The 25,197-nt window shown below is 70.9% G+C and carries 18 protein-coding genes; 17 read left to right on the forward strand and 1 reads right to left on the reverse strand.

Features of this window, described 5'->3' with window-relative positions:
• The first annotated feature begins 22 nt into the window (after positions 1-22).
• The 17 genes from CFK41_RS07195 to CFK41_RS07275 all read left to right on the forward strand — a co-directional run bounded on the left by CFK41_RS07195 (position 23) and on the right by CFK41_RS07275 (position 22,294).
• Positions 23-844: a GNAT family N-acetyltransferase gene (locus CFK41_RS07195; RefSeq protein ID WP_096799039.1), complete on the forward strand. Its 822-nt coding sequence runs from the start codon at positions 23-25 to the stop codon at positions 842-844.
• A gap of 10 nt (positions 845-854) precedes the next feature.
• Entirely contained in the window at positions 855-1,151 is a 297-nt protein-coding gene (gene gatC / locus CFK41_RS07200; RefSeq protein WP_096800987.1) for an Asp-tRNA(Asn)/Glu-tRNA(Gln) amidotransferase subunit GatC, read from the forward strand.
• A 1-nt stretch (position 1,152) separates the two neighbouring features.
• A complete protein-coding gene (gene gatA / locus CFK41_RS07205) occupies positions 1,153-2,658 on the forward strand; it encodes an Asp-tRNA(Asn)/Glu-tRNA(Gln) amidotransferase subunit GatA (protein WP_096799040.1) in 1,506 nt (501 codons plus the stop codon).
• On the forward strand, positions 2,658-4,175 hold the full coding sequence (gene gatB, locus CFK41_RS07210; RefSeq protein ID WP_096799041.1) for an Asp-tRNA(Asn)/Glu-tRNA(Gln) amidotransferase subunit GatB: 1,518 nt from the start codon (positions 2,658-2,660) through the stop codon (positions 4,173-4,175). Before gatA ends, gatB begins: the two co-directional genes overlap by 1 nt.
• A gap of 540 nt (positions 4,176-4,715) precedes the next feature.
• Positions 4,716-6,233, forward strand: coding sequence for a pyridoxal phosphate-dependent decarboxylase family protein (locus CFK41_RS07215; RefSeq protein WP_096800988.1), 1,518 nt, complete (start codon positions 4,716-4,718; stop codon positions 6,231-6,233).
• Entirely contained in the window at positions 6,230-7,558 is a 1,329-nt protein-coding gene (locus CFK41_RS07220) for a lysine N(6)-hydroxylase/L-ornithine N(5)-oxygenase family protein (RefSeq protein ID WP_096799042.1), read from the forward strand. The genes CFK41_RS07215 and CFK41_RS07220 overlap by 4 nt, the downstream gene beginning before the upstream one ends.
• A 14-nt stretch (positions 7,559-7,572) precedes the next feature.
• Complete coding sequence (locus CFK41_RS07225) at positions 7,573-9,921, forward strand: GNAT family N-acetyltransferase (RefSeq protein WP_096799043.1); 2,349 nt, start codon at positions 7,573-7,575, stop codon at positions 9,919-9,921.
• A 35-nt stretch (positions 9,922-9,956) separates the two neighbouring features.
• Positions 9,957-11,789 (forward strand): dihydroxy-acid dehydratase, encoded by a 1,833-nt coding sequence (ilvD, locus tag CFK41_RS07230; protein ID WP_096799044.1) that lies wholly within the window; start codon positions 9,957-9,959, stop codon positions 11,787-11,789.
• 323 nt (positions 11,790-12,112) lie between these two features.
• Positions 12,113-13,870, forward strand: coding sequence for an acetolactate synthase large subunit (locus CFK41_RS07235; protein WP_096799045.1), 1,758 nt, complete (start codon positions 12,113-12,115; stop codon positions 13,868-13,870).
• A 71-nt stretch (positions 13,871-13,941) separates the two neighbouring features.
• Complete coding sequence (gene ilvN / locus CFK41_RS07240; RefSeq protein WP_096800989.1) at positions 13,942-14,457, forward strand: acetolactate synthase small subunit; 516 nt, start codon at positions 13,942-13,944, stop codon at positions 14,455-14,457.
• A gap of 110 nt (positions 14,458-14,567) precedes the next feature.
• Complete coding sequence (gene ilvC / locus CFK41_RS07245; protein ID WP_096799046.1) at positions 14,568-15,599, forward strand: ketol-acid reductoisomerase; 1,032 nt, start codon at positions 14,568-14,570, stop codon at positions 15,597-15,599.
• Between the two features lie 187 nt (positions 15,600-15,786).
• Positions 15,787-17,394, forward strand: coding sequence for a phosphoglycerate dehydrogenase (gene serA / locus CFK41_RS07250; protein WP_096799047.1), 1,608 nt, complete (start codon positions 15,787-15,789; stop codon positions 17,392-17,394).
• A 34-nt stretch (positions 17,395-17,428) separates the two neighbouring features.
• A complete protein-coding gene (locus CFK41_RS07255) occupies positions 17,429-18,505 on the forward strand; it encodes a 3-isopropylmalate dehydrogenase (RefSeq protein WP_096799048.1) in 1,077 nt (358 codons plus the stop codon).
• A 54-nt stretch (positions 18,506-18,559) separates the two neighbouring features.
• Complete coding sequence (locus tag CFK41_RS07260) at positions 18,560-19,651, forward strand: branched-chain amino acid aminotransferase (protein WP_096799049.1); 1,092 nt, start codon at positions 18,560-18,562, stop codon at positions 19,649-19,651.
• A 5-nt stretch (positions 19,652-19,656) separates the two neighbouring features.
• Positions 19,657-21,288 carry a citramalate synthase gene (cimA, locus tag CFK41_RS07265; protein ID WP_096799050.1) on the forward strand — a complete coding sequence of 544 codons (1,632 nt, stop codon included), beginning with the start codon at positions 19,657-19,659 and terminating at the stop codon, positions 21,286-21,288.
• A 49-nt stretch (positions 21,289-21,337) separates the two neighbouring features.
• Positions 21,338-21,877, forward strand: a complete 540-nt coding sequence (locus tag CFK41_RS07270) for a glycine cleavage system protein R (RefSeq protein ID WP_096799051.1) — start codon at positions 21,338-21,340, stop codon at positions 21,875-21,877.
• Positions 21,878-22,009: 132 nt separating this feature from the next.
• Entirely contained in the window at positions 22,010-22,294 is a 285-nt protein-coding gene (locus tag CFK41_RS07275) for a hypothetical protein (protein WP_151904701.1), read from the forward strand.
• 137 nt (positions 22,295-22,431) lie between these two features.
• Here CFK41_RS07275 and CFK41_RS07280 read toward each other — a convergent pair whose 3' ends face one another.
• The gene (locus CFK41_RS07280) at positions 22,432-24,993 is read right to left on the reverse strand and encodes a DEAD/DEAH box helicase (RefSeq protein WP_096799053.1); all 2,562 of its coding nucleotides are present in this window, start codon (positions 24,991-24,993) and stop codon (positions 22,432-22,434) included.
• Positions 24,994-25,197 lie beyond the last annotated feature (204 nt).

Genomic DNA, 25,197 nt, shown 5'->3' on the forward strand with positions numbered 1-25,197 from the left:
ACGGATCGGTAGGCTCGGCCGGGTGAACCGACGCTCCCGCACCTCCTCCACCCCGCCTCTGCGCCCCCTGACGGGCACCCGTCTGGCCGAGGCGCTGATCGCCGGCTGGCAGCCCCTGCAGCGCCTGGACGCCGACGGCTTCGCCGTGCTGCGCTCCCGAGGGGTCACCCGTCGGGCACACAGCATCATCGCGCTCGAGCCGCCCGCCGACGGCCCCGAGCTCGCAGCGGCGCTGGAACGGGTGGAGTCCCTCGTCGCGATGGCGGGGGAGCGGCCCACGCACCGGATCCTCGAGGACATCACCCCGCCCGCCCTCGAGGACCTGCTCGCCGAGCGCGGCGACGAGGCGACCGGGAGCAGCGAGATCCTCGAGCTGCCGCTCACCGGGACCCTGCCCCGCCCCCACCCCTCCGCAGTGATCGCGACCGGGGCGCTGGACGAGGACTGGTTCGACGCCGCCTGGCGCCTCGCCCCGCGCGACGGCGAGGGCGCCCGCGACACGCTGCACGACATCCTCGCCGGCACTCCGTCGGTGCAGGTACGCCTCCCGGCCGGCGAGGAGCCGGACGCGGGCGTGGGCCGGGCCGCCCTGGTCACCGCCGGCAAGGAGACGCTCGTGGTGATGAACATGATCGCGGTCGACCCCGCCCAGCGCCGTCGAGGTCTGGGCCGGGCGCTGTCCGGCACGCTGCTCGCCCTCGCCGCCGTGCAGGGAGCCAAGCGCGCGCTGCTCGAGGTCGAGTCCGACAACACCCCCGCGCGCACCCTCTACCGGAGCCTCGGCTTCCGGCGGATCGGCGGCTACCACTACCGGGTGCGCACCGAGGCGGATTCCGCGGCCTAGAATGAGCACCATGCCTTCGATCGGACGAGATGACGTCGCACGCCTCGCCGACCTCGCACGGATCCAGCTCACCGAGGAGGAGATCTCCCGCTTCGCCGGCGAGTTCGACTCCATCATGGACGCTGTCGCCTCCGTCTCCGAGGTCGCCTCCGAGGATGTTCCCGCGACGTCCCACCCCATTGCCATGACCAACGTCTTCCGCGAGGACGTCGTCGAGACCACCCTGACCCAGGAGCAGGCGCTCGCCGGCGCTCCTGAGGCACAGGACGGCCGCTTCGCCGTTCCGCAGATCCTCGGGGAGGAGTGACATGACCGAGATGATCCGCCGCAGCGCCGCCGCCCAGGCCGCAGCGCTCGGGGCCGGGGAGATCTCCTCCGAGGAGCTCACCCGCGCCCACCTGGACCGCATCGCCGCCGTCGACGGCGACCTGAACGCCTTCCTCCACGTCAACGAGGAGCAGGCCCTGACCACCGCGCGCGACATCGACTCGCGCCGCGCCGCCGGCGAGGAGCTGCACGGCCTGGCCGGTGTGCCCGTCGCCGTCAAGGACGTCGTGGTCACCGAGGGACAGCCCACCACCGCGGGCTCCAAGATCCTCGAGGGCTGGATCCCGCCCTACGACGCCACCCTGGTCGAGAAGCTCCGCGCCGCGGGCCTGCCGATCCTCGGCAAGACCAACATGGACGAGTTCGCGATGGGCTCCTCCACCGAGACCAGCGCCTACGGCCCCACCCGCAACCCCTGGGACCGCGACCGGATCCCCGGCGGCTCCGGCGGCGGCTCCGCCGCAGCGGTCGGCGCCTACGAGGCCCCGCTCGCGATCGGCACCGACACCGGCGGCTCGATCCGCCAGCCCGGCGCCGTGACCGGCACCGTCGGCGTGAAGCCCACCTACGGCTCCGTCTCCCGCTACGGCCTGATCGCGATGGCCAGCTCGCTGGACCAGGCCGGTCCCGTGACCCGCACGGTCGAGGACTCGGCCCTGCTGCACGAACTCATCGCGGGCCACGACCGTCGGGACTCGACCTCGCTGACGGACCCCGTCGGCGCGTTCGCCGCGGCCGCCCGCAGCCAGGACGTCAAGGGCCTGCGCGTCGGCGTCATCGCCGAGCTCGAGGGCGAGGGCTTCGCGCCCGAGGTCCGCGCCCGCTTCACCGAGTCGCTCGCGCAGCTCGAGCAGGCCGGTGCCGAGATCGTGCGGGTCTCCTGCCCGAACTTCTCCTACGCCCTGGGCGCCTACTACCTGATCATGCCCTCGGAGGCATCGAGCAACCTCGCGAAGTTCGACGGCATGCGCTTCGGCCTGCGCGTCGTCCCCGAGGAGAGCCCCACCGCCGAGTCGGTCATGAAGGCCACCCGCGGCGCCGGCTTCGGCGACGAGGTCAAGCGCCGCATCCTGCTGGGCACCTACGCGCTCTCGGCCGGCTACTACGACGCCTACTACGGCAGCGCCCAGAAGGTGCGCACCCTCGTGCAGCGCGACTTCGCCGCAGCCTTCGAGCAGGTCGACGTGCTCGCCTCGCCGACCGCTCCCACCGTCGCCTTCCGCCTCGGCGAGAAGGTCGACGACCCCACCGCGATGTACATGAACGACATCGCCACCATCCCCGCCAACCTCGCCGGCGTCCCGGGCATCTCGCTGCCCAGCGGCCTCGCCGAGGACGGCCTGCCCGCCGGCATCCAGTTCCTCGCCCCGGCCCGCGCCGACGAGCGCCTGTACCGGGTGGGCGGCGCGCTGGAGGCGCTGCTGGAGGACTCCTGGGGCGGCCCCCTGCTGGCCAAGGCCCCTGAGCTCACCGGAGGAGCGAACTGATGAGCACTGCACCCGACATCGACCTCGTCGACTACGACGACGCCATCGACCGCTACGACCCGGTGCTCGGCATCGAGGTCCACGTGGAGCTCGGCACCGCCACCAAGATGTTCGACGGCGCGCCGAACATCTTCGCCGCGGAGCCGAACACGGCGATCACCCCGACCTCGCTGGGCCTGCCCGGCTCCCTCCCGGTGGTCAACGGCAAGGCCGTCGAGTACGCGATCCGCATCGGCCTCGCGCTGAACTGCTCGATCGCGGAGACCTGCCGCTTCGCCCGCAAGCAGTACTTCTACCCGGACCTCACCAAGAACTTCCAGACCTCGCAGTACGACGAGCCCATCGCCTTCGACGGCTGGGTCGACGTGGAGCTCGAGGACGGGGAGATCATCCGGGTCGAGATCGAGCGCGCGCACATGGAGGAGGACGCCGGCAAGAACACGCACGTCGGCGGGGCCACCGGCCGCATCCACGGCGCGACCCACTCGCAGGTCGACTACAACCGTGCCGGCGTGCCGCTGGTCGAGATCGTCACCAAGCCGATCCCGAACACCCAGGGGCGCGCCCCCGAGGTCGCCGCGGCCTATGTGCGCACCCTGCGCGACATCTTCCGGGCGCTGGACGTCTCCGAGGCGCGGATGGAGCGCGGCAACGTCCGTGCGGACATCAACGTCTCCCTGCGCGAGACCGCCGAGTCGCCGCTGGGCACCCGCACCGAGACCAAGAACGTGAACTCGTTCCGCTCGATCGAGCGCACGGTCCGCTTCGAGATCTCCCGTCAGGCGGGGATGCTGGACGCGGGCGAGAAGATCATCCAGGAGACCCGGCACTTCCACGAGGACACCGGCGGCACCTCCTCGGGCCGCCCGAAGTCCGACGCGGAGGACTACCGCTACTTCCCCGAGCCGGACCTGGTGCCGGTCGCCCCGAGCCGCGAGTGGGTCGAGGAGATCCGTGCCGGACTGCCCGAGCTGCCCGCGGCCCGTCGTCGTCGGCTGCGCGAGGAGTGGGGCTTCAGCGACCTCGAGATGCGTGACGCCATCAACGCCGACGCGCTGGACCTCATCGAGGCCACCGTCGCCGCCGGGGCGAGCGCCCAGAGCGCCCGCAAGTGGTGGATGGGCGAGCTGGCCCGCATCGCGAAGGACCGCGACACCGAGCTCCCCGCCCTCGAGATCACCCCGGCGCAGGTCGCCGAGCTGCAGGGTCTGGTCGACGGCAAGAAGATCAACGACAAGATCGCCAAGCAGGTCCTCGTCAAGGTGCTCGACGGCGCCGGCGACCCGGCCGCGATCGTCGAGGCCGAGGGCCTCGCCGTGGTCTCCGACGACTCGGTCCTCACCGGCGCGGTCGACCAGGCGATCGCCGACAACCCCGACGTGGTCGAGAAGATCCGCAGCGGCAAGGTCCAGGCGATCGGCGCGCTCATCGGCCCGATCATGAAGGCCACCCGCGGCCAGGCCGATGCCGGCCGCGTGCGCGAGATCATCATGGAGAAGCTCGGCGTCACCGGCTGATCGCCGGGCGCTCTCCTCGACGGCCGGGCCCGAGGAGCTGGATGCGATCCAGCTCCACGGAGCCCGGCCGTCGTGCGTCCGGGCCCCGTGAGCGCCTGCGCTCGCCCCGGAGGAGATCCACGAGCTCTGGTGCGCGACGATCCGGCGGTGCGGACAGGAGCGGACGGAGCTGATCGCCGACGGCGGACTCGACGTCGCGCTGCAGAGCGATCCGAGATATGTCGTGAACCGTCGGCGTCGCCTGGTGGACATCCTCGAGGAGAACCTCCTGCATACCGGGCAGACCTCGGTGATCCGCGAGGCGCTCGACGGATCGGTGGGCGACGACCCGCCGTGAGACGGGCCGGCCCGACGCCCGACATGCACGACCTCGTCGCGCTGTCCACGGCTTTTGTCCGTTCCGGGGTGCCAGTGGTGCTTCTCATGCCGACCACTTCCGGATTTGCGCGCCTCCAGTGTTGCGTTATTAGGGTAGGCAACCCTTAGTGATGTAGGTCCACCGGGCCTGCCCGACCCCGGGAGGTCCCTCTCATGGATCCGATGCCTGCCCTCTCCCTGACCGCCCCGGACCCGACCGGCGTGCGCACCGGGTCCCTGCTGGGCGGCAGGACCGCCGATGACTATCGGGAGCTGCTGCACCATGTCGTCGACGACCTCGCCGAGCGTTTCCGCACCGTCAGCTCCCCCTCCGTCGGCCCGGATCGCCCCCTCCTCGACGACCTGGTCGGCGGGGTCGATCTCGACGGCCCCGGCATCGGGTCCCGGGCCGCACTGGACGAGGCGGGCGAGCTGTACGCCCAGAACGCGGTCTGGTTCCACCATCCCTCCTACCTCGCGCACCTGAACTGCCCCGTGGTGCTCCCGGCGGTCGCGGCCGAGGCGATGCTCGGTGCGATCAACACGTCGGTGGACACCTACGACCAGTCCCTCGTCGCGACCCTCATGGAACGTCGCCTGGTGCGCTGGACCAGCGAGAGGATCGGCTTCGCCGGCGGCGACGGGGTGTTCACCTCCGGAGGCACGCAGTCCAACCTGCAGGCCCTGCTGCTCGCCCGCCATCGCGCTGAGCACACCTCGGAGGAGGGCCGGGAGACCCTGCTGCCGCGGCTGCGCGTGCTCGCCACCGAGGCCGCCCACTTCTCCGTCTCCCGCTCCGCGGAGCTGCTCGGCCTCGCGCCCGACGCCGTGCGCACGGTGCCCGTCGATGCCGACGGTCGCATGGACCCCACGGCTCTGCGCCTCCTGCTCGCCCGACTCGACGCGCTCGGGGAGCCGGTCATGGCGGTGGTCGCGACCGCCGGCACCACCGACCGGGGCCTCATCGACCCTCTCGACGCGATCGCCGACCTCGCCGCCGAGCACGGGGTCTGGCTCCACGTCGACGCCGCCTACGGCGGTGGTCTGCTCGTCTCCACCACCCGTCGGCACCTGCTCGACGGCATCGAGCGCGCGGACTCGGTGACGGTCGACTTCCACAAGACCTACTTCCAACCCGTCTCCTCCAGCGCCCTGCTGGTGCGCGAGCCCGCTGATCTCGCGGCCGTGGCGCACCACGCCGACTACCTCAATCCCGCCGCCGAGGCCGCCTCTGCCGAGGCCGAGCCCAATCAGGTCGACAAATCCCTGCAGACCACGCGCCGCTTCGACGCGCTGAAGCTGTGGATCACCCTGCGCGCCGTCGGCCCCGAGGAGCTGGGAGGCATGGTGGACCGGGTCTGCGATCTCGCGACCCAGGTGCGCGGCCTGCTCGAGGACGATCCCGACCTCCACGTGCTCGGCACGACCGACCTCAGCACCGTGGTCTTCCGCTTCCATCCGGCGGGACTGGAAGACTCCCGGGCCGACGAGCTGCAGCCCCTGATCCGGAGGATCCTCTTCCAATCCGGCCGCGCCATGGTGGCGCGCACGACCATCGAGGGCACCGCCCATCTGAAGCTCACCCTGCTCAACCCCGAGGCGACCCTCGCCGACATCGCCGCCGTGCTCGACCTGGTGCGGGCCACCGGGCGGGGACTCCTGGCCGGGACCCGCCTCGCCGCCGCGGGGGAGGGGCGATGAGCGCGAGCAGCACCGTCCATGACCTCGTCGGGATCGGGATCGGACCCTTCGGGCTGGGACTGGCGGCCCTCGCCGACACCCTCCCGGACGTCGACGCGGTCTTCGTCGACCAGGCCGACGGCTTCTCCTGGCACCCGGGACTCCTCCTCGAGGGAGCCACGCTCCAGGTGCCCTTCCTCGCCGACCTGGTGACGATGGCGGACCCCACCTCTCCCTACTCCTTCCTCGCCTTCCTCAAGAGGACCGGCCGGATCTATCCCTTCTACATCCGAGAATCCTTCTACCCGCTGCGGGGCGAGTACGACGAGTACTGCCGCTGGGTGGCCGACCAGCTGGACTGCCTGCGCTGGCGACGCCGCGCCGTCTCCGTCGAGGAGGAGGACGATCATCTGCTCGTGACGACCGCCGTGCTCGATGCCTCCGGCGAGGTGGTCGGCTGCGAGCACCTGCGCGGCCGCCATGTCGCTCTCGCCCTCGGCACAGCACCCCATCTCCCCGCGCCACTCGCCGCGCTGGCGGGGGAGGCGGACGACGGGCCGGCCGTCGTGCTCCACAGCGCCGACTACCTCTCGCGCAAGGAGGAGCTGCTCGCGGCCGGCTCGGTGACGGTCGTGGGCAGCGGACAGTCCGCGGCCGAGGTCTATCGGGACCTGCTCGAGGGGAGCGGGGCGAGGGACCTGCGCGTGGACTGGGTGACCCGCTCGCCGCGGTACTTCCCGATGGAATACACCAAGCTCACGCTCGAGATGACCTCGCCGGAGTACACCGACCTCCATCGGAGCCTGCCCGAGGCGACCCGCGACCACCTCGCCCGCGAGCAGCGCGCGCTGCACAAGGGCATCAGCGCCGAGCTCCTCGATGAGATCCACGATCTCCTCTACCGGCTCTCCGCCGGGGGGCGCGAGGTGCCCTCGACCCTCCACGCCGGGTCGACCGTGCGCGCTGCCCGCCGGGATCCTGACGGCGGTGTGGTGCTGGAGCTCGAGCACGCTCTGACCGGCGCGGTCGCAGATCACCCCACCGGCGCCGTCGTCTCCGCGACCGGGTACCGACCGCGCTCGGCGGAGCTGCTCACGCCGCTCGGCGACCGGGTCCGGCGCGACGCCGCAGGCCGTCTCGACGTCTCCCGCGACTACACCGTCGATGCGGAACAGCGCCTCCACGTGCTGGGCACCGAGGAGCACACCCACGGCGTCACCGCGCCGGATCTCGGGTTCGGTGCCTGGCGCGCGTCCGTCGTCCTCGCGGCGATCACGGGGCGCGAGCCCTACCCGATCGAACGCCGCATCGCCTTCCAGACCTTCGGCCTGCCGGCCGCGCACTGACCAGGAGACCCCTGATGGACCTGACCTTCACCCCGCTGGATCCCGCCGCCCACGCCGAGCTGCTGCACGGCTGGCTCGCCACCGAACGCTCCCGCTTCTGGGGCATGACGGAGCACAGCCCTGCCCAGGTGTTCGCCTACCTCGACCGCATCGCCGCCTCCGAGCACGAGCAGGGCTGGATCGGTGCGCGCGACGGCGCACCGCTCGTCTACGTCGAGACCTACGACCCCGCGCATCTGCTGCCAGACGGGCTGCTCGCGCCCGAGCCCGGAGACCTCGGCATGCACCTGCTCATCGCGCCGCCGTCCGGGACTCCCGAGCACGGGCTCACCGCCGCGGTGATGGGGAAGGTGGTCTCCTGGTGCCTGCATGAGCGCGGCGCCGCCCGCGTGGTCGTCGAGCCCGACGAGCGCAACACCGCGGTGCTCGCGAAGAACGCGGCGGCCGGCTTCCGGGTGCTGGAGCACGTCCTGCTCCCCGAGGGGGCCGGCGCCAAGCGCGCGGCGCTCAGCGTCTGCACCCGCGCGGACTTCGACGCCTCGCCCCTCGGTCCCGGGACGAGGCCCACCGCCCACCTCCGCCCCGACACCGGGGAGCGGGCCCACCGCCATCTCGTCGCGAAGGCGCTCGCCGAGCTCTCCCACGAGCGGGTGCTCGCCCCGGAGCCGGACGGCGAGGGCGGCTTCGCGCTCGGGGTCCCCGGGACCGAGGTCCGCTACCACTTCTCCGCCCGGGTGCTGCCGCTCGAGCACTGGCTCATCGATCCCGTCTCGATCACCCGCACCGTGGGAGGCGCCCGCACGCCGCTGGACGTGCAGGTCCTCGTCGCCGAGCTGCAGGACGTCCTCGCCATCCCGGACGGCCTCCTGTCCACCTACCTCGAGGAGCTCGCCTCCACCTTCGCGGCCCGCTGCGCGACCCTCGACGAGGGCCGACGCGGCGAGCGGCCGTCGGCCGAGGACCTCCTGTGCGCGGACCTGCCGCAGATCGAGGCCGCGATGACCGAGGGACATCCGGGCTTCCTCGCGAACAACGGCCGCATCGGCTTCTCCCTGCCCGACTACCGCGACTACGCCCCGGAACAGGGCCGCTCGACGCGTCTGGAGTGGGTCGCGATGCGGCGCGAGCAGAGTCACCTCGCCCTCGGCGAGGGGCTCACCGAGGAGGATCACGCCGTCTGGTCGCTGTCGCCGGAGGAGCGGCATGCCCTCGAGGGGCGTCTGGCCGGCCGTGGCCTCGACCCGTCGGACTACCACCTGATGCCCATGCACCCCTGGCAGGCGGAGCATCGTCTGCCGATCACCTTCGCGCCGGACATCGCGCGCGGAGACCTCGTGCCCCTCGGCGCCGGCGGCGACGAGATGCAGCCCCAGCAGTCCCTGCGCACCTTCCTCAACCGCACCCGACCCGGCGCCCCCTACGTGAAGGTCGCCCTCGCGATCCAGAACATGGGGTTCCTGCGCGGCCTGTCCCCGCACTACATGCGGGACACCCCCGCGATCAACGACTGGCTCGCCGCGCTCGTCGCGGAGGATCCCGAGCTCTCCGCCCAGGGCTTCCGCGTGCTGCGTGAGCGCGCGGCGATCGGGTACACGGGTGACGCCTACCACCGCACCCGCACCACGAACCCGCACCGCAAGATGCTCGCGGCGCTGTGGCGCGAGAGCCCCGCCGCGCAGCTCGCGCCGGGGGAGCGGGCCTTCACCATGGCGGCGCTGCTGCACCGCGACCACGAGGGCCGCTCCTTCGCCGCGGCGATGCTGCGTGCGTCGGGGCTGCCGCCCGAGCAGTGGCTCGCCGGGTACCTGCGCGCCTCTCTGCGCCCGCTCGTCCACCTCCTCCTCGCCCACGACGTGGTGGTCATGCCCCACGGCGAGAACCTCATCCTGCGGGTGCGCGAGCAGCAGGTGGTCGGCGCCTTCTACAAGGACATCGGCGAGGAGATGGCAGTGGTGGGGCACCGCCCGCTGCCGGACGGGATGGAGCGAGTGCGGGCCGTGGTGCCGGGGGAGGAGAAGGCGCTGTCGATCTTCACCGACGTCTTCGACGGGGTGCTGCGCCACCTGGCCGGCATCCTCGACGCCGACGGGATCCTTCCGGCAGACCGTTTCTGGCGTCAGGTCGCCGGCGTGCTCGACGAGTACGAGGCGGACCACCCGGATCTGGCCCGCGGCCTCGCCGGCGATGTGGAGCTGCGCACCGGCTCCTTCGCCCACTCGTGCCTGAACCGGCTGCAGCTGCGCAACACCCTGCAGATGGTGGACCTCGGAGACCAGTCCTCCTCGCTGCTCCATGCGGGGAGGATGGCGAACCCCGTCGCGAGGGTCGGCGTCTCCACCGGTCGCCCACCGTCCGGATGCTGACACCACCATCTCGCATGGCGGCGTAGCATGGCGGCATGGCTCAGCTCCGATCCCGCACCTCCACCCATGGCCGCAACATGGCAGGCGCCCGCGCCCTCTGGCGCGCCACCGGCATGAAGAGCGGCGACTTCGGCAAACCGATCATCGCGATCGCGAACTCGTACACGCAGTTCGTCCCCGGCCACGTGCACCTCAAGAACATGGGCGACCTGGTCGCCTCGGCGATCGCCGAGTCGGGCGGCATCTCCAAGGAGTTCAACACCATCGCGGTGGACGACGGCATCGCGATGGGCCACGGCGGCATGCTCTACTCGCTGCCCAGCCGCGACATCATCGCCGACTCCATCGAATACATGGTCAATGCGCACACGGCGGATGCCCTCGTGTGCATCTCGAACTGCGACAAGATCACCCCCGGCCATCTGATGGCCGCGATGCGGCTGAACATCCCGGTCATCTTCGTCTCCGGCGGCCCCTCCGAGTCCGGCAAGCCGGTCGAGGGCGTCACCGACGGACGCATCGACCTGGTGGACGCGATGTCGCTGTCCGCGGACGAAACGGTGACCGACGCGCAGCTCGCCGAGGTCGAGGAGAACGCCTGCCCCACCTGCGGCTCCTGCTCCGGCATGTTCACGGCCAACTCGATGAACTGCCTCACCGAGGTGCTCGGGCTCTCCCTGCCCGGCAACGGCACCACCCTCGCCACCCACGCCTTCCGCAAGGAGCTCTTCCTCGAGGCCGGGCGGAAGATCGTGGATCTCGCCCGCCGCTACTACGAGGACGACGACGAGTCCGTGCTGCCGCGCTCGATCGCGACGAAGGCCGCCTTCTCCAACGCGATGGCGATGGATGTCGCCATGGGCGGCTCGACCAACACGATCCTGCACATCCTCGCCGTCGCGATCGAGGGCGGGGTCGACTTCGGCCTGGACGACATCGACCGCATCTCCCGCCTGGTCCCCACGCTCTCCAAGGTCGCCCCCAACGGCACCGCCCATGTGGAGGACGTCCACCGCGCCGGAGGCATCCCCGCGATCCTCGGCGAGCTGGACCGGGCCGGGCTGCTGGACCACACCATCCACACCGTCCACTCGCCCGACCTCACCAGCTGGCTGGACGAGTGGGACGTGCGCGGCGGCAAGGCGTCGAAGAAGGCTGAGGCCCTGTTCCACGCCGCTCCCGGAGGTGTGCGCACCACACAGGCGTTCTCCACCACGAACACCTGGGACGACCTGGACCTCGACGGCGAGAACGGCGTGGTCCGCGCCGTGCCGCACGCCCACACCAAGGACGGCGGTCTCGCCGTGCTGAAGGGCAACCTCGCCCGCGACGGCGCCGTGTTCAAGACCGCCGGCATCACCGAGGACCTCTTCCACTTCGAGGGCACCGCGGTGGTCTGCGACTCCCAGGAGGAGGCGGTCCAGAAGATCCTCGACAAGACGGTCAAGGCCGGGGACGTCGTGGTGATCCGCTACGAGGGCCCGCAGGGAGGCCCGGGCATGCAGGAGATGCTCTACCCGACCTCCTTCCTCAAGGGGCGCGGGCTCGGCAAGACCTGCGCGCTCATCACCGACGGCCGCTTCTCCGGCGGCACCAGCGGCGTCTCGATCGGCCACATCTCCCCGGAGGCCGCCGAGGGCGGGCTGATCGGCCTGATCGAGGACGGCGACCGCATCATCATCGACGTGGACAAGCGCCTGCTCGAGCTCGACGTGCCCGAGGAGGAGATCGAGCGGCGCCGCACCGCGAAGGGGCCGCTGCCCTGGCGCCCCGAGAACCGCGAGCGCCAGGTCTCCCAGGCTCTGAAGGTCTACGCGCACCTGGTGCGCTCGGCGACCTACGGCGCGACCCGTCGGCCGCTGGACTGAGCATGGCCCGGAGCGCTACCCGCGGCGCCGGTTCCCTCCCGGGAGCGGGCGCCGCAGCGCGCCTCCACCCGGTGGAGTCCGCATGCTGGACTCGTCGGGCAGGCCCTGTCCGGGCCGCTATGGTGATCCCATGCACACGACGATCCTCGTAGTTACCGAGCGCGGCTGACGCCCGTTCGTCCTACGAGCACGTCACCCGCGCCCCTCCCTGAGCCCCAGGCGGAGGGGCTTTTTCGTGTCCCGGCCGGGAGGCGAGCAGCAGGGGAGGGGATTCCCCGCAGTGCACCGCCACAACCACCGTCCGAGACGACGAAGGAGTTCCGATGAACGGACAGCAGATGACCGGCGCGCAGGCGCTGGTCGAGTCCCTCAAGCACGCCGGGGCCGAGGTCGTCTTCGGCCTTCCCGGCGGCGCCATCCTGCCCACCTATGACCCGCTGATGGACGCGGAGGGCCTGCGCCACGTGCTGGTCCGTCACGAGCAGGGCGCCGGCCACGCCGCCAGCGGCTACGCCCACGCGACCGGGAAGGTCGGCGTCTGCCTGGCCACCTCCGGTCCCGGCGCCACCAACCTCATCACCGCCATCGCGGACGCCCAGATGGACTCGATCCCCCTGGTCGCGATCACCGGTCAGGTCGGCTCCTCCTTCATCGGCACCGATGCCTTCCAGGAGGCGGACATCGTCGGCATGACGATGCCGATCACCAAGCACAACTTCCTGGTCAAGAACGCGGATGACATCCCGCTGGCGATCAAGCAGGCCTTCCACATCGCCTCGACCGGTCGGCCCGGCGCGGTGCTCGTGGACGTCACCAAGGACGCCCAGCAGGCGATGACCGAGTTCTCCTGGCCCGAGGCCCTGGGGCTGCCCGGCTACCGTCCCGCCCCCCGCCCCCACGGCAAGCAGATCCGCGAGGCGGTCTCCCTTCTGCTCGAGGCCAAGCGGCCCGTGTTCCTGCTCGGCGGCGGCGTGCTGCGCGGCAAGGCCACCGAAGAGGTCGGCGAGCTCATCGAGGTCTCCGGCGCACCCTTCGTGACCACGCTGATGGCCCGGGGCGCGCTGCCCGACTCCCACCCCAGCCACCTGGGCATGCCCGGCATGCACGGCACGGTCGCCGCGGTCTCCGCGCTGCAGCGCTCCGATCTGATCGTGAACATCGGTGCGCGCTTCGACGACCGCGTGACCGGTGTCCTGGAGTCCTTCGCCCCCGGGGCCAAGGTCGTCCACGCGGACATCGATCCGGCGGAGATCTCGAAGAACCGCATCGCCGACGTCCCGATCGTGGGCGAGGCCGCCGAGATCGCGCGGGCCCTGACCGCCGAGCTCACCGAGCGCCTGGCCGCCGAGGACACGCGCGACTACGAGACCTGGTGGAACACCCTGGACATGCTCCGGGACAACTACCCGCTGGGCTGGACCGAGACCGAGGACGGCCTGACCGCCCCGCAGAAGGTCATCTCCCGCATCGGTGCGATCTCCGGACCGGACTCGATCTTCGTGGCCGGCGTGGGCCAGCACCAGATGTGGTCCAGCCAGTTCATCAAGTACGAGCAGCCCTACAGCTGGCTGAACTCCGGCGGCCTGGGCACCATGGGCTACTCGGTGCCCGCGGCGATGGGCGCGAAGGTCGGCCAGCCGGACAAGGTCGTGTGGTCCATCGACGGCGACGGCTGCTTCCAGATGACCAATCAGGAGCTCGCCACCTGCGTCATCAACGAGATCCCGATCAAGGTCGCGGTCATCAACAACTCCAGCCTCGGCATGGTGCGCCAGTGGCAGAACCTGTTCTACGACCAGCGCTACTCCAACACCGAGCTGAACACCGGGCACGGCTCGCGCCGCATCCCCGACTTCGTCAAGCTCGCCGACGCCTACGGCTGCGCGGGCCTGCGCTGCGAGCGGGACGAGGACATCGACGCCACCATCGCGCAGGCGATGGAGATCAACGACCGCCCCGTGGTCGTCGACTTCACCGTCAGCGCCGACGCGATGGTCTGGCCGATGGTGCCGTCCGGCGTCTCCAACGACGAGATCCAGATCGCGCAGGGCATGAGCCCCGAGTGGGAGAGGGACATCTGATCATGACCACCAATCCGACGAACCAGACCGCCGCGCAGACCGCGTCGGCGGCGAGCACCACGGACTACGTGATGACCCCCGACAGCCAGACCCTCTCGGTCCTGGTGGAGAACACCCCCGGTGCGCTCACCCGCGTCACCGCGCTGTTCTCCCGCCGCGGGTACAACATCTCCTCCCTCGCGGTCGGACCGACCGAGCACCCGGAGATCTCCCGCATCACGGTGGTGGTCGATGTCGAGCAGCACCGGCTCGAGCAGATCACGAAGCAGCTCAACAAGCTCGTCAACGTGCTCAAGATCGTCCAGCTCGATGCGCGCTCGACCGTGCAGCGCGAGCTCATCCTCATCAAGGTCACCGCCGACAACTCGACGCGGACCTCGGTGCTGGAGATCGTGCAGATGTTCCGGGCCAAGGTGGTCGATGCGGCCGCCGACTCGGTGACCGTCGAGGCCACCGGCACCCAGGACAAGCTCTCGGCGCTGCTGGGAATGCTGGAGTCCTTCGGCATCCGCGAGATCGTCAAGTCCGGCGAGGTCGCCATCGGCCGCGGCGGGCGGGCGATCACCGATCGCAGCCTGCTCGGCTGACCTCGCGGTCGCACCCCGCGATCCCGCATCCCAAGACCGTTTCTCACGACGTAAGACACCCGGCGATAGGATCGACCTGTCGCCCGCACCCCACAACGAAGGAGCACATCGTGGCTGAGATCTTCTACGACGACAATGCCGACCTGTCCATCATCCAGGGCAAGAAGGTCGCCGTCGTCGGCTTCGGCTCCCAGGGCCACGCCCACGCGCTGAACCTGCGCGACAGCGGCGTCGAGGTCCGGGTGGGCCTCCGCGAGGGCTCGAAGTCCGCCGCCAAGGCGCAGGAGGAGGGCCTCACCGTCGGCACCGTCGCCGAGGTCTCCGAGTGGGCCGACCTGATCATGATCCTCACCCCGGACCAGGACCAGCGGAAGGTCTACGCCGAGTCCATCCAGCCGAACCTGAGCGAGGGCAAGGCGCTCGCCTTCGCCCACGGCTTCAACATCCGCTTCGGCTACATCGAGGTCCCCGAGGGCGTCGACGTGCTGCTGATCGCCCCGAAGGCTCCCGGCCACACCGTGCGTCGCGAGTTCGTCGGCGGCCGCGGCATCCCGGACATCGTCGCCGTCGAGCAGGACGCCACCGGTTCCGCCTGGGACCTCGCGCTCTCCTACGCCAAGGGCATCGGCGGCACCCGCGCCGGCGTCATCAAGACCACCTTCACCGAGGAGACCGAGACCGACCTGTTCGGTGAGCAGGCCGTCCTCTGCGGCGGCATGAGCCACCTCGTCCAGGCCGGCTTCGAGACCCTCGCCGAGGCGGGCTACCAGCCCGAGATCGCCTACTTCGAGGTCCTCCACGAGCTCAAGCTGATCGTCGACCTCATGTTCGAGGGCGGCATCGCCAAGCAGCGCTGGTCGATCTCCGACACCGCCGAGTACGGCGACTACGTCTCCGGCCCCCGCGTCGTCACGGCCGACACCAAGAAGGCCATGAAGGACGTCCTCGCGGACATCCAGAGCGGCGCCTTCGCGAAGCGCTTCATCGACGACCAGGACGCCGGCGCCCCGGAGTTCAAGGAGCTGCGCGAGACCGAGGCGAAGCACCAGATCGAGGTCGTCGGCAAGGACCTGCGCAAGATGTTCTCCTGGAGCGCCCAGGCCATCGACACCGACTACGTCGAGGGCAGCGCCGCGCGCTGATCTGCGATCGTCGACCGCGCGGCGGGTGCACCCCAGCAGGGGAGCACCCGCCGTCGTCGTCCGAGGGATCACCGCAGTCTCGAATCCTGACCTCCCAGCCCGAATGGCGGACAGCGCAGTACGCTGTCCTCGGTTCCGATGACGGCTGCGTCGTCGGCCGTCCCACCCCTTTCCGAAAGGCACCCCCGTGACGCGTCCCGTCGTGCTGCTCGCCGAAGAACTCTCGCCCGCCACCATCGAGGTCTTCGGTGATGACGCCGATGTCCGCCACGTCGACGGCACCGACCGCGGTGCGCTGCTGGCCGCCGTGGCCGACGCCGACGCCCTGCTGGTCCGCTCCGCGACGACGGTCGACGCCGAGGTCTTCGCGGCCGCCCGCTCGCTGAAGGTCGTCGCCCGTGCGGGCGTGGGCCTGGACAACGTCGACGTCCCCGCCGCCACGAGCGCGGGCGTCATGGTCATCAACGCCCCCACCTCCAACATCACCTCGGCCGCCGAGCTGGCGGTCGCGCTGATCCTCGCCTCCCTGCGCAACCTCGGGCGCGCCGACGCGTCGGTGAAGGCGGGTCGGTGGGAGCGCAAGCAGCTCACCGGTGTCGAGCTGCTGGGCAAGACCGTCGGTGTCGTGGGCTTCGGCCGCATCGGCCAGCTCGTCGCCGAGCGCCTGCGCCCCTTCGGCGTGAACCTCCTGGCGTACGACCCCTACGTGAACCATGCCCGCGCCGCCGAGCTCGGTGCGCGCGTCGTGGAGCTCGACCAGCTGATGCGCGAGTCGGACATCGTCACCGTGCACATGCCGAAGACCCCCGAGACCACCGGGCTGATCGGCGCCGAGGAGTTCGCGCTGGCCAAGCCCGACCTGCACGTGGTCAACGCCGCCCGCGGCGGCCTGATCGACGAGGAGGCGCTGCACGTGGCGCTGACCACGGGTCAGATCGCCGCCGCCGCCCTGGACGTCTACAGCTCCGAGCCGCCGGCCGCCTCCGAGACGGCCAAGCGCCTGCTCGAGCTCGACAACGTCACCCTCACCCCGCACCTCGGCGCCTCCACCGCCGAAGCCCAGGAGAAGGCCGGCGTCGCGGTCGCGAAGTCGGTGCGCCTCGCACTGGCCGGCGAGCTGGTCCCGGACGCGGTGAACGTCGCCGGCGGCGCGATCGACGACGAGGTGCGCCCCGGCGTCGCCCTCGCCGATCGGCTCGGCCAGCTCTTCACCACTCTCGCGGGGGAGGCCCCCGAGCTGCTGGACATCGAGGTGCACGGCGAGATCGCGACGCGCGACGTCACCGCGCTGAAGCTCTCCGCCCTGCGCGGTCTCTTCCGCTCCGTGGTAACCGAGCAGGTCAGCTACGTCAACGCGCCCGTCCTCGCCGAGGAGCGCGGCATCGGCGTGCAGCTCGTGACCGACGAGACCTCCGAGCGCTTCCGCAACGTCATCACGCTGCGCGGCACCCTGCGCAGCGGCGAGGTCGTCAGCGTCTCCGGCACGCTCAGCGGCGTGGACCAGGAGCACAAGCTCACCGAGGTCTTCGGCCACGCCCTGGACCTCGCCATGAGCGACCACCTGCTGATCATCCGGTACGAGGACGGCCCGGGCCTGATCGGCACCTACGGCCAGCGCCTCGGTGCGGCCGGCATCAACATCGCCGGCATGCAGGTCTCCCGCGCCGGCAGCGTCCGGGGCGCCGAGGCGCTCGTCGTGCTGAACCTCGACGAGTCCGTCGACCGCGAGTTCGCCGAGGAGCTCGGCGCCGCGATCGAGGCGCGCTCCATCCACGCCGTCGATCTCGTCTACTGATCCCCGTCCTGTCCCTCGTCGAGGAGAACACGCCATGAGCACCCCCACCCCCGGATCCGCCAGCACCCTGCGCCTCGCCGTCATCGAGGGCGACGGCATCGGCAAGGAGGTCGTCCCGCAGGGCGTGCGCGCGCTACGCGCCGCCCTCGAGCCGGCCGGCGTCACCGTCGAGACCACCGACTTCGACCTCGGCGCGGGTCGCTGGCACCGCACCGGCGAGACGCTGACCGACGAGGACATGGCCCGCCTCGCCGAGCACGACGCGATCCTGCTCGGCGCCGTGGGCGATCCGGGGGTGCCCTCGGGCGTGCTCGAGCGCGGACTCCTGCTGAAGCTCCGCTTCGCCTTCGACCACTACGTGAACCTGCGCCCCACCCGGCTGTTCCCGGGCGTGAGCTCCCCGCTGGCGAACCCCGGCGAGATGGACTTCGTGGTGGTGCGCGAGGGCACCGAGGGGCCTTACGTCGGCAACGGAGGCTCGCTCCGCACGGGCACCGATCTCGAGGTCGCCACCGAGGTCTCGCTGAACACCGCCGTCGGGGTCGAGCGCGTGGTCCGCTACGCCTTCGAGCAGGCCGAGAGCCGCCGCAGGAAGCTCACCCTCGTGCACAAGCACAACGTGCTGGTCCACGCCGGTCACCTCTACCGCCGCATCGTCGAGAAGGTCGGCGCGGAGCACCCCGAGGTCGAGGTCGATTACGCCCACGTCGACGCGATGATGATCTACCTGGTGCAGGACCCGTCCCGCTTCGACGTGATCGTCACCGACAACCTCTTCGGCGACATCGTCACGGATCTCGCCGGCGCCGTGGGCGGCGGCATCGGGCTGGCCGCGAGCGGCAACATCAACCCCACCGGCGCCTACCCCTCGATGTTCGAGCCGGTGCACGGCTCCGCTCCGGACATCGCCGGGAAGGATCTCGCCGACCCCACCGCCACGGTGCTCTCGATCGCGATCATGCTGGACCACCTGGGCCACGTCGAGCCGGCAGCGGCAGTGCGTGCTGCCGTCGAGAACGACGTCGCCGCCCGCGCCGGCTCCGAGGAGCTCTCCGGCCGCGGCACCGCTGCGATCGGGGACGCCCTGGTCGCCGCGATCTCCGGTCGCTGACGCCCCGGCCCTGACAGACTGACCCCGCCCGTCCCCATCACCGAGGAGACCCCCGTGAGCGCGCTCGACTTCACCCAGACCAGCACGACCCGTCGCACCGGCGACGCCGAGCGCGCACAGATCCTCGCCGACCCCGGGTTCGGGTCCCACTTCACCGACTTCATGGCGCATGCGCGCTGGACGGCGGAGGGCGGCTGGGAGACGTCGGAGGTCCTCCCGTACGGGCCCCTGCAGCTCTCCCCGGCCGCCGCGGTCCTTCACTACGGCCAGGAGATCTTCGAGGGCCTGAAGGCGTTCCGGCATGCCGACGGCTCGATCTGGACCTTCCGCCCCGAGGTGAACGCCGAGCGCCTGCAGCGCTCCGCGCGACGACTCGCGCTGCCCGAGCTGCCCACCGAGGAGTTCCTCGCCTCGCTGCGCGCGGTGGTCGCCGCCGACGAGCCGTGGGTCCCGGAGGCGACCAGCGAGGAGTCGCTGTACCTGCGTCCCTTCATGTTCGCGAGCGAGGAGTTCCTCGGCGTGCGGGCATCGCACACCGTGGACTACTACGTCATCGCCTCACCGGCAGGTCCGTACTTCCCGCGCGGCGTGCAGCCGCTGGTCGTGTGGATCACCGACGAGTACGCCCGCGCCGGCGCCGGCGGCACCGGCGCCGCCAAGTGCGGCGGCAACTACGCCTCCTCGCTGCTGGGGAAGCGCGAGGCCGCCGAGCACGGTGCCGACGAGGTGCTCTTCCTCGACTCGGAGACGCACACCAGCATCGACGAGCTCTCCGGCATGAACGTCTTCGCGGTGACCCGCGACGGCCGCCTGCTCACCCCGGCGCTGACCGGCTCGATCCTCGAGGGCGTCACCCGCGCCTCGATCCTCCGCCTGGCCGAGGATCGCGGGCTGGGCGTGAGCGAGCAGCCGCTCGTGATGAGCGAGGTGCTCGAGCAGCTGGCCAGCGGCGAGATCACCGAGATGTTCGCCTGCGGGACCGCCGCGGTGATCAACCCGATCGGTGAGTTCAAGGCCCACGGCGGCACCTGGACCGTCGGCGACGGCGGTTCGGGAGAGACCACCCTGGCGCTGCGCAAGGAGCTCACGGACATCCAGTACGGCCGGATCGCCGACCGTCACGGCTGGCTGACCAGGCTGGTCTGAGCGCGATGACGACCCACGACGCCGTGAAGGCCGCCCCGATCCCCGCGTTCCACCTCTACGACACCACGCTGCGCGACGGCTCCCAGCAGGAGGGCCTGACGCTCTCGGTCGCGGACAAGCTCGCCGTGGCGCGGCATCTCGACGAGCTCGGGATGACCTACATCGAGGGCGGCTGGCCCGGCGCCGTCCCGCGGGACACCGAGTTCTTCGCCCGCGCGGCAGGGGAGCTCGAGCTGCACCACGCCCGGCTCGCCGCCTTCGGCGCGACCCGCAAGGCGGGCGTCGCCGTCGAGGAGGATCTCCAGGTGGCTGCGCTGGTCGACTCCGGCGCGCCCACGATCACCCTGGTCGCGAAGTCCGATCTCCGCCACGTCACCGGCGCCCTGCGCACCACGGGCGAGGAGAACCTCGCCATGGTGCGCGAGACCGTCGAGCACCTCGTGGGGCTCGGCCGGGAGGTCTTCGTCGACGCCGAGCACTTCTTCGACGGTTTCGTCCACGACGCCGACTACACCACCTCCGTCCTGGTCGCCGCCCAGGAGGCGGGCGCCCGTGTGCTGGTGCTGTGCGACACCAACGGCGGGATGCTCCCGCACCAGGTCACAGAGATCATCGAGGACCTCGGCTCCCGCCTCGAGGCGGCCGGGGTCGGGGAGGCCCGTCTCGGTGCACACATGCACAACGACACCGGCTGCGCGGTGGCCAACACCCTGGCCGCCGTCCGCGCCGGGATCACCCATGTGCAGGGCTGCGTGAACGGCTACGGCGAGCGCACCGGCAACGCCGACCTCGTCACCCTGATGGCGAACCTCCAGCTGAAGATGGGGCTGGAGCTTCTCTCGGCCGAGACCCTCGGGGAGACCACCCGCATCGCCCATGCCATCGGCGAGATCGTGAACATGCCGGTCGCCGCCCGCGCTCCCTACGCCGGGGCGAGCGCCTTCGCGCACAAGGCCGGACTGCACGCGAGCGCGATCCGGGTCGATCCCGATCTGTACCAGCACACGGATCCGCTGCTGGTCGGCAATGACATGCGGATGATCATCTCCGACATGGCAGGCCGGGCCTCGATCGAGCTCAAGGGGCGCGAGCTGGGCTTCGACCTGGCCGGCGAGCCGGAGCTGCTCTCGCGTCTGGCAGCGGCGGTCAAGCAGCGAGAGGCGGTCGGCTACTCCTATGAGGCGGCCGACGCCTCCTTCGAGCTGCTCCTGCTCGACGCGCTCGGCCAGGTGCCGAGCTACTCGACGGTGGAGTCCTGGAGGGCCACCTCGCAGCTGGGACGGGACGGCACCCTCGAGTCCGAGGCGACGGTGAAGCTGCTCGCGGACGGCGAGGGCGAGCACGAGCGCAAGGTCGCGATCGCCGAGGGCAACGGGCCGGTCAACGCCCTGGACCTCGCACTGCGGGCGGCGCTGCGCGAACGCCACCCGGAGGTCGACGAGTTCGAGCTGCGCGACTTCAAGGTGCGCATCCTCGACGCCCACCACGGGACGGACGCCACCACGCGCGTGCTGGTGCGCACCTCCGGTCGCGGTCTCGAGTTCCAGACCGTGGGCGTGGGCCCCAACGTCATCGAAGCCTCCTGGGAGGCGATCTACGACGCGTACACCTACGGTCTGTTCAAGTCCGGGGTCTGAGCCCCGGGATCCCGCCATCCCCAGCGGTGTCGGAGGTTACGCTGAGGCCATGACGACCCATGCGCCGACCACCGCCTATGTGCTCACCGCCATCGGGGACGACCGCCCCGGTCTCGTGGCGGCCCTCGCCGCCGCCGTCGACGAGCACGGCGGCAGCTGGGTGGACAGCCAGCTCGCGCTCCTCGCCGGGAAGTTCGCCGGGATCGTGCAGGTCGAGCTCCCCGACGAGCGCGCCCAGGACTTCCTGGATGCGCTGCCCTCCCTCGCCGACGAGGTGGGGCTCGAGGTCGAGGCCGCGGCCGCCGGCAGCCCGGTCGGGGCGACCGCCCACAGCACCCTGCGGCTGCACCTGCTGGGCCAGGACCGCACCGGCATGGTCCGCGAGATCTCCTCGGCGCTGCGCTCGCAGGGCGCGACCATCGATGCCCTCCGCAGCTGGACGCGTGAGGCCCCGGAGGGCGGCGGGATGCTGTTCGAGGCCGAGGCCGAGGTGCGCCTGCCGGCAGAGGCCGACGAGAACGGGGTCAGAGAAGCCCTCGAGACGATCGCCGCCGAGCTCATGGTGGATCTGGAGCTCGACCCCTCCTGACGGAGTCCGGTCGGCAGAGACGACTGTCGGCAGGAATCTGACACTTGTGCAGTACCGCGAACCCGGTATTCTGGGGCAAGGCGGACTTTCCCTCTGATGCCGCCCCATTGTTTCGTCGAGAGGACGATCGCCGTGACCGCTGACAAGGATGTGCAGGGAATGGACCAGGCGCAGCACCGCTCGCTGGGGCGCGCCGCCCGGCTGGCCGCAGGCGTGGGCCTCGCCGTGGCGCTGGGCGTCGCGGGCGCCGGTGCCGCGGCTGCCGTGGAGATCAACCCCCAGGCCCGCACGGTAAAGGCTGTGGAGATCACTCCGCAGGCCCGCAAGGCCGTGGAGATCAATCCGCAGGTGGAGATCAACCCGCAGGTCGAGATCAACCCGCAGGCCCGCAAGGCTGTGGAGATCAACCCCCAGTGATCGGTGACCGATCCGCTCGATGTCGCGGATCGGTCACAGCAGACCTGACGTGATGGGCCGGGCGCTCCGAGGAGCTCCGGCCCATCGCGCTGTTCAGCTCCGGCTCCCGATCACCTCGTGGAGCCCCTCGACAGGCCTCAGGGCCTCGTCGCCGCGGTGCCCACGTGCGTGATCACCAGCGCGGGCTCGCCGGTCTCGTCGGTCTCCTCCAGGTCGAGCTCGGCCTCGATCGCCCAGTCGTGGTTGCCGTCGGGGTCGTCGACCGCCTGGCGGATCCGCCACACCTTGGACTCCTCGGTGATCTGCAGCAGCTCCGGTGACCGGGCCGGGCCGTCGATGCCCACGTGGTCGTAGCTGTCGTAGTACTCGTCCATCGCCTCGGCCCACCGGGCGCGGTCCCATCCGGAGGCGGAGTCCAGCTCCGCCAGACGGCTCTCCCGCTCGAAGGCGAAGTGCTCGATCCTCTGCCACATGGCGGCCCGGACCATGGTGCGCAGCACCTTGGTCTGCGAGGAGAGCCCGCGCGGGGAGCTGGGGCGGATCTCGGAGGCGCCGTCCTCGTCGAGGTCCTCGGGGTGCGTCAGCGCCTCCCACTCGTCCAGCAGCGAGGAGTCGATGCCCCGTACCAGCACGCCGAGCCATTCGATCATGTCCTCGAGCCCCTCGGTGCGCAGATCCTGGGGGATGGTGCGGCGCATCGCCTGGTAGGCGTCGGAGAGGTAGCGCAGCACGATGCCCTCGGAGCGCTGCAGACCGTAGCGCTGCACGAACTCGCTGAAGGTCTGCCCGGTCTCGTGGATCTCACGCACCACGGACTTGGGGGAGAGGTCGTCGGCCCGCACCCAGGGTCGGGACTTCGCGTAGATCTCCAGCGCGGCCTCGAGGTCCTCCTCGAGCGGCTTCGGCCAGGTGACCTCGTCCAGTCGCGCCATCCGCTCCGTGTACTCGACGCCGTCGGCCTTGAGCTCCGCGAGCAGCTCGCCCTTGGCGGCGTTCTGCTGGGCGAGCAGGATCTGGCGGGGGTCCTCGAGAATCGCCTCGATGATCGAGACGGTGTCGAGGCTGAGGGATTCGGACTCCTCGTTCAGCGAGTCGATCATCGCGATCGCGAAGGGGGCGAGCGGCTGGTTCATGGTGAAGTCGAGCTGGAGATCCTCGACCAGGGCGAAGCCTCGACCGAGGTGGTCCGGGGTCTCGAGCACCTCGATGATCTCCGCGTCGCGGAGCCCGCGGAAGAGGTCCACGGCGGCCTTGACCAGGGCGAGCTTCTGGCCCGTCGTCTGATGGCTGGTCATGATCAGGTGGCGGCCGGAGGCGATCGCGTCCCCCGGGCGGGAGATCAGCGCCAGCACCATGCCGGCGGTGATCTTCAGATGGGGGCGCAGCGGCTCGGGGGAGTTCTCGACCAGCTTGGTCATGGTCGCCTCGGACCAGGAGATCGCGCCCTCGGGGATCCGGGGCTTGGGCTCCTTCTTCCGCTTCTTCGCGTTGTTGGAGACCTTCCCGGCCTCCTCGCGGGCGAGGTGCTTGGCGCGCTCCTTCTCGAACTCGATCGTCCAGGAGGGTGCCTGCACCACCACGTGCCCGATGGTGTCGTACCCCGCGCGTCCGGCACGCCCTGCGATCTGGTGGAACTCGCGCGCGTTCAGCAGGCGCATCCGCTTGCCGTCGAACTTCGCGAGCCCCGTCAGCAGCACGGTGCGGATCGGCACGTTGATGCCGACGCCCAGGGTGTCGGTGCCGCAGATGATCTTCAGCAGGCCGGACTGGGCGAGCTTCTCGACCAGGCGGCGGTACTTCGGCAGCATCCCGGCGTGGTGCACGCCGATCCCCTCGCGGACCAGACGGGAGAGGATCTGACCGAAGCCCTTCGAGAAGCGGAAGTCGCCGATGATCTCGCGGATCCGCTCCTTCTCCCCGGCCTCGAGGATCTTCTGCCCCTGGAGCGCCTGGGCCTGCTCGAGGGCGTCCTTCTGGGTGAAGTGGACGATGTAGACCGGGGCGTCGCGGTCCGTGAGGATCGTCTGGATGGTCTCCGGGAGCGGCTCGAGGGACCAGCGGAAGTCCAGCGGCACCGGTCGCGGGGCATCGTCGATCACGCTCACCTCGCGCCCGGTCCGCTCGGTGAGGTCGTCGACGAAGCGCGTCACGTCGCCGAGGGTCGCGCTCATCAGCACGAACTGGCAGTTCGGGAGCTCCACCAGCGGGACCTGCCAGGCCCAGCCGCGCTGCGGGTCGCCGTAGTAGTGGAACTCGTCCATCACCGCGAGGCCCACCTCGCTGCCGGGGCCGTCTCGCAGGGCGTGGTTGGCGAAGATCTCCGCGGTGCACACGATGATCGGGGCGTCGTGGTTGACGGCGGAGTCGCCGGTCATCATGCCCACGTTCTCGGCACCGAACTGCGCGACCAGGTCGAAGAACTTCTCGCTCACCAGGGCCTTGATCGGCGCGGTGTAGTAGGAGCGCTCTCCACGGGCCATCGCGGCGAAGATCGCCGAGTAGGCGATGGTGGTCTTCCCGGAGCCGGTGGGAGTGGCCGCGATGACGTGGTCGCCGGCGGCGATCGCCAGCAGAGCCTCCTCCTGGTGCGGATACAGCGTCCGGCCGACGGATTCCTGCGCCTCGATGAATCCGTCGACGATCGCATCCTGTCCGGCGTCGGCGGAGCTCTCGGGCAGGAACGGCATCAGGATCGGCATGACCACAGTCTGCCAGGGTGCCCGCACCAGCTGTCCCGACCCAGGGGGCTACCCTCGAGACCCGCGACGGAAGGATGACCTGATGCCTGCACGACGATCCGAGGATTCCTCGCTCACCCCGGCCGAGCGGGCCGGCGAGGGAGCGTTCGAGCACTGGGACGAGGGGCGCCGGGAGCGAGCGGTTCCCGCCCCCCATGGGCGATC

Source organism: Brachybacterium ginsengisoli, assembly GCF_002407065.1.
GTDB lineage: Bacteria > Actinomycetota > Actinomycetes > Actinomycetales > Dermabacteraceae > Brachybacterium > Brachybacterium ginsengisoli.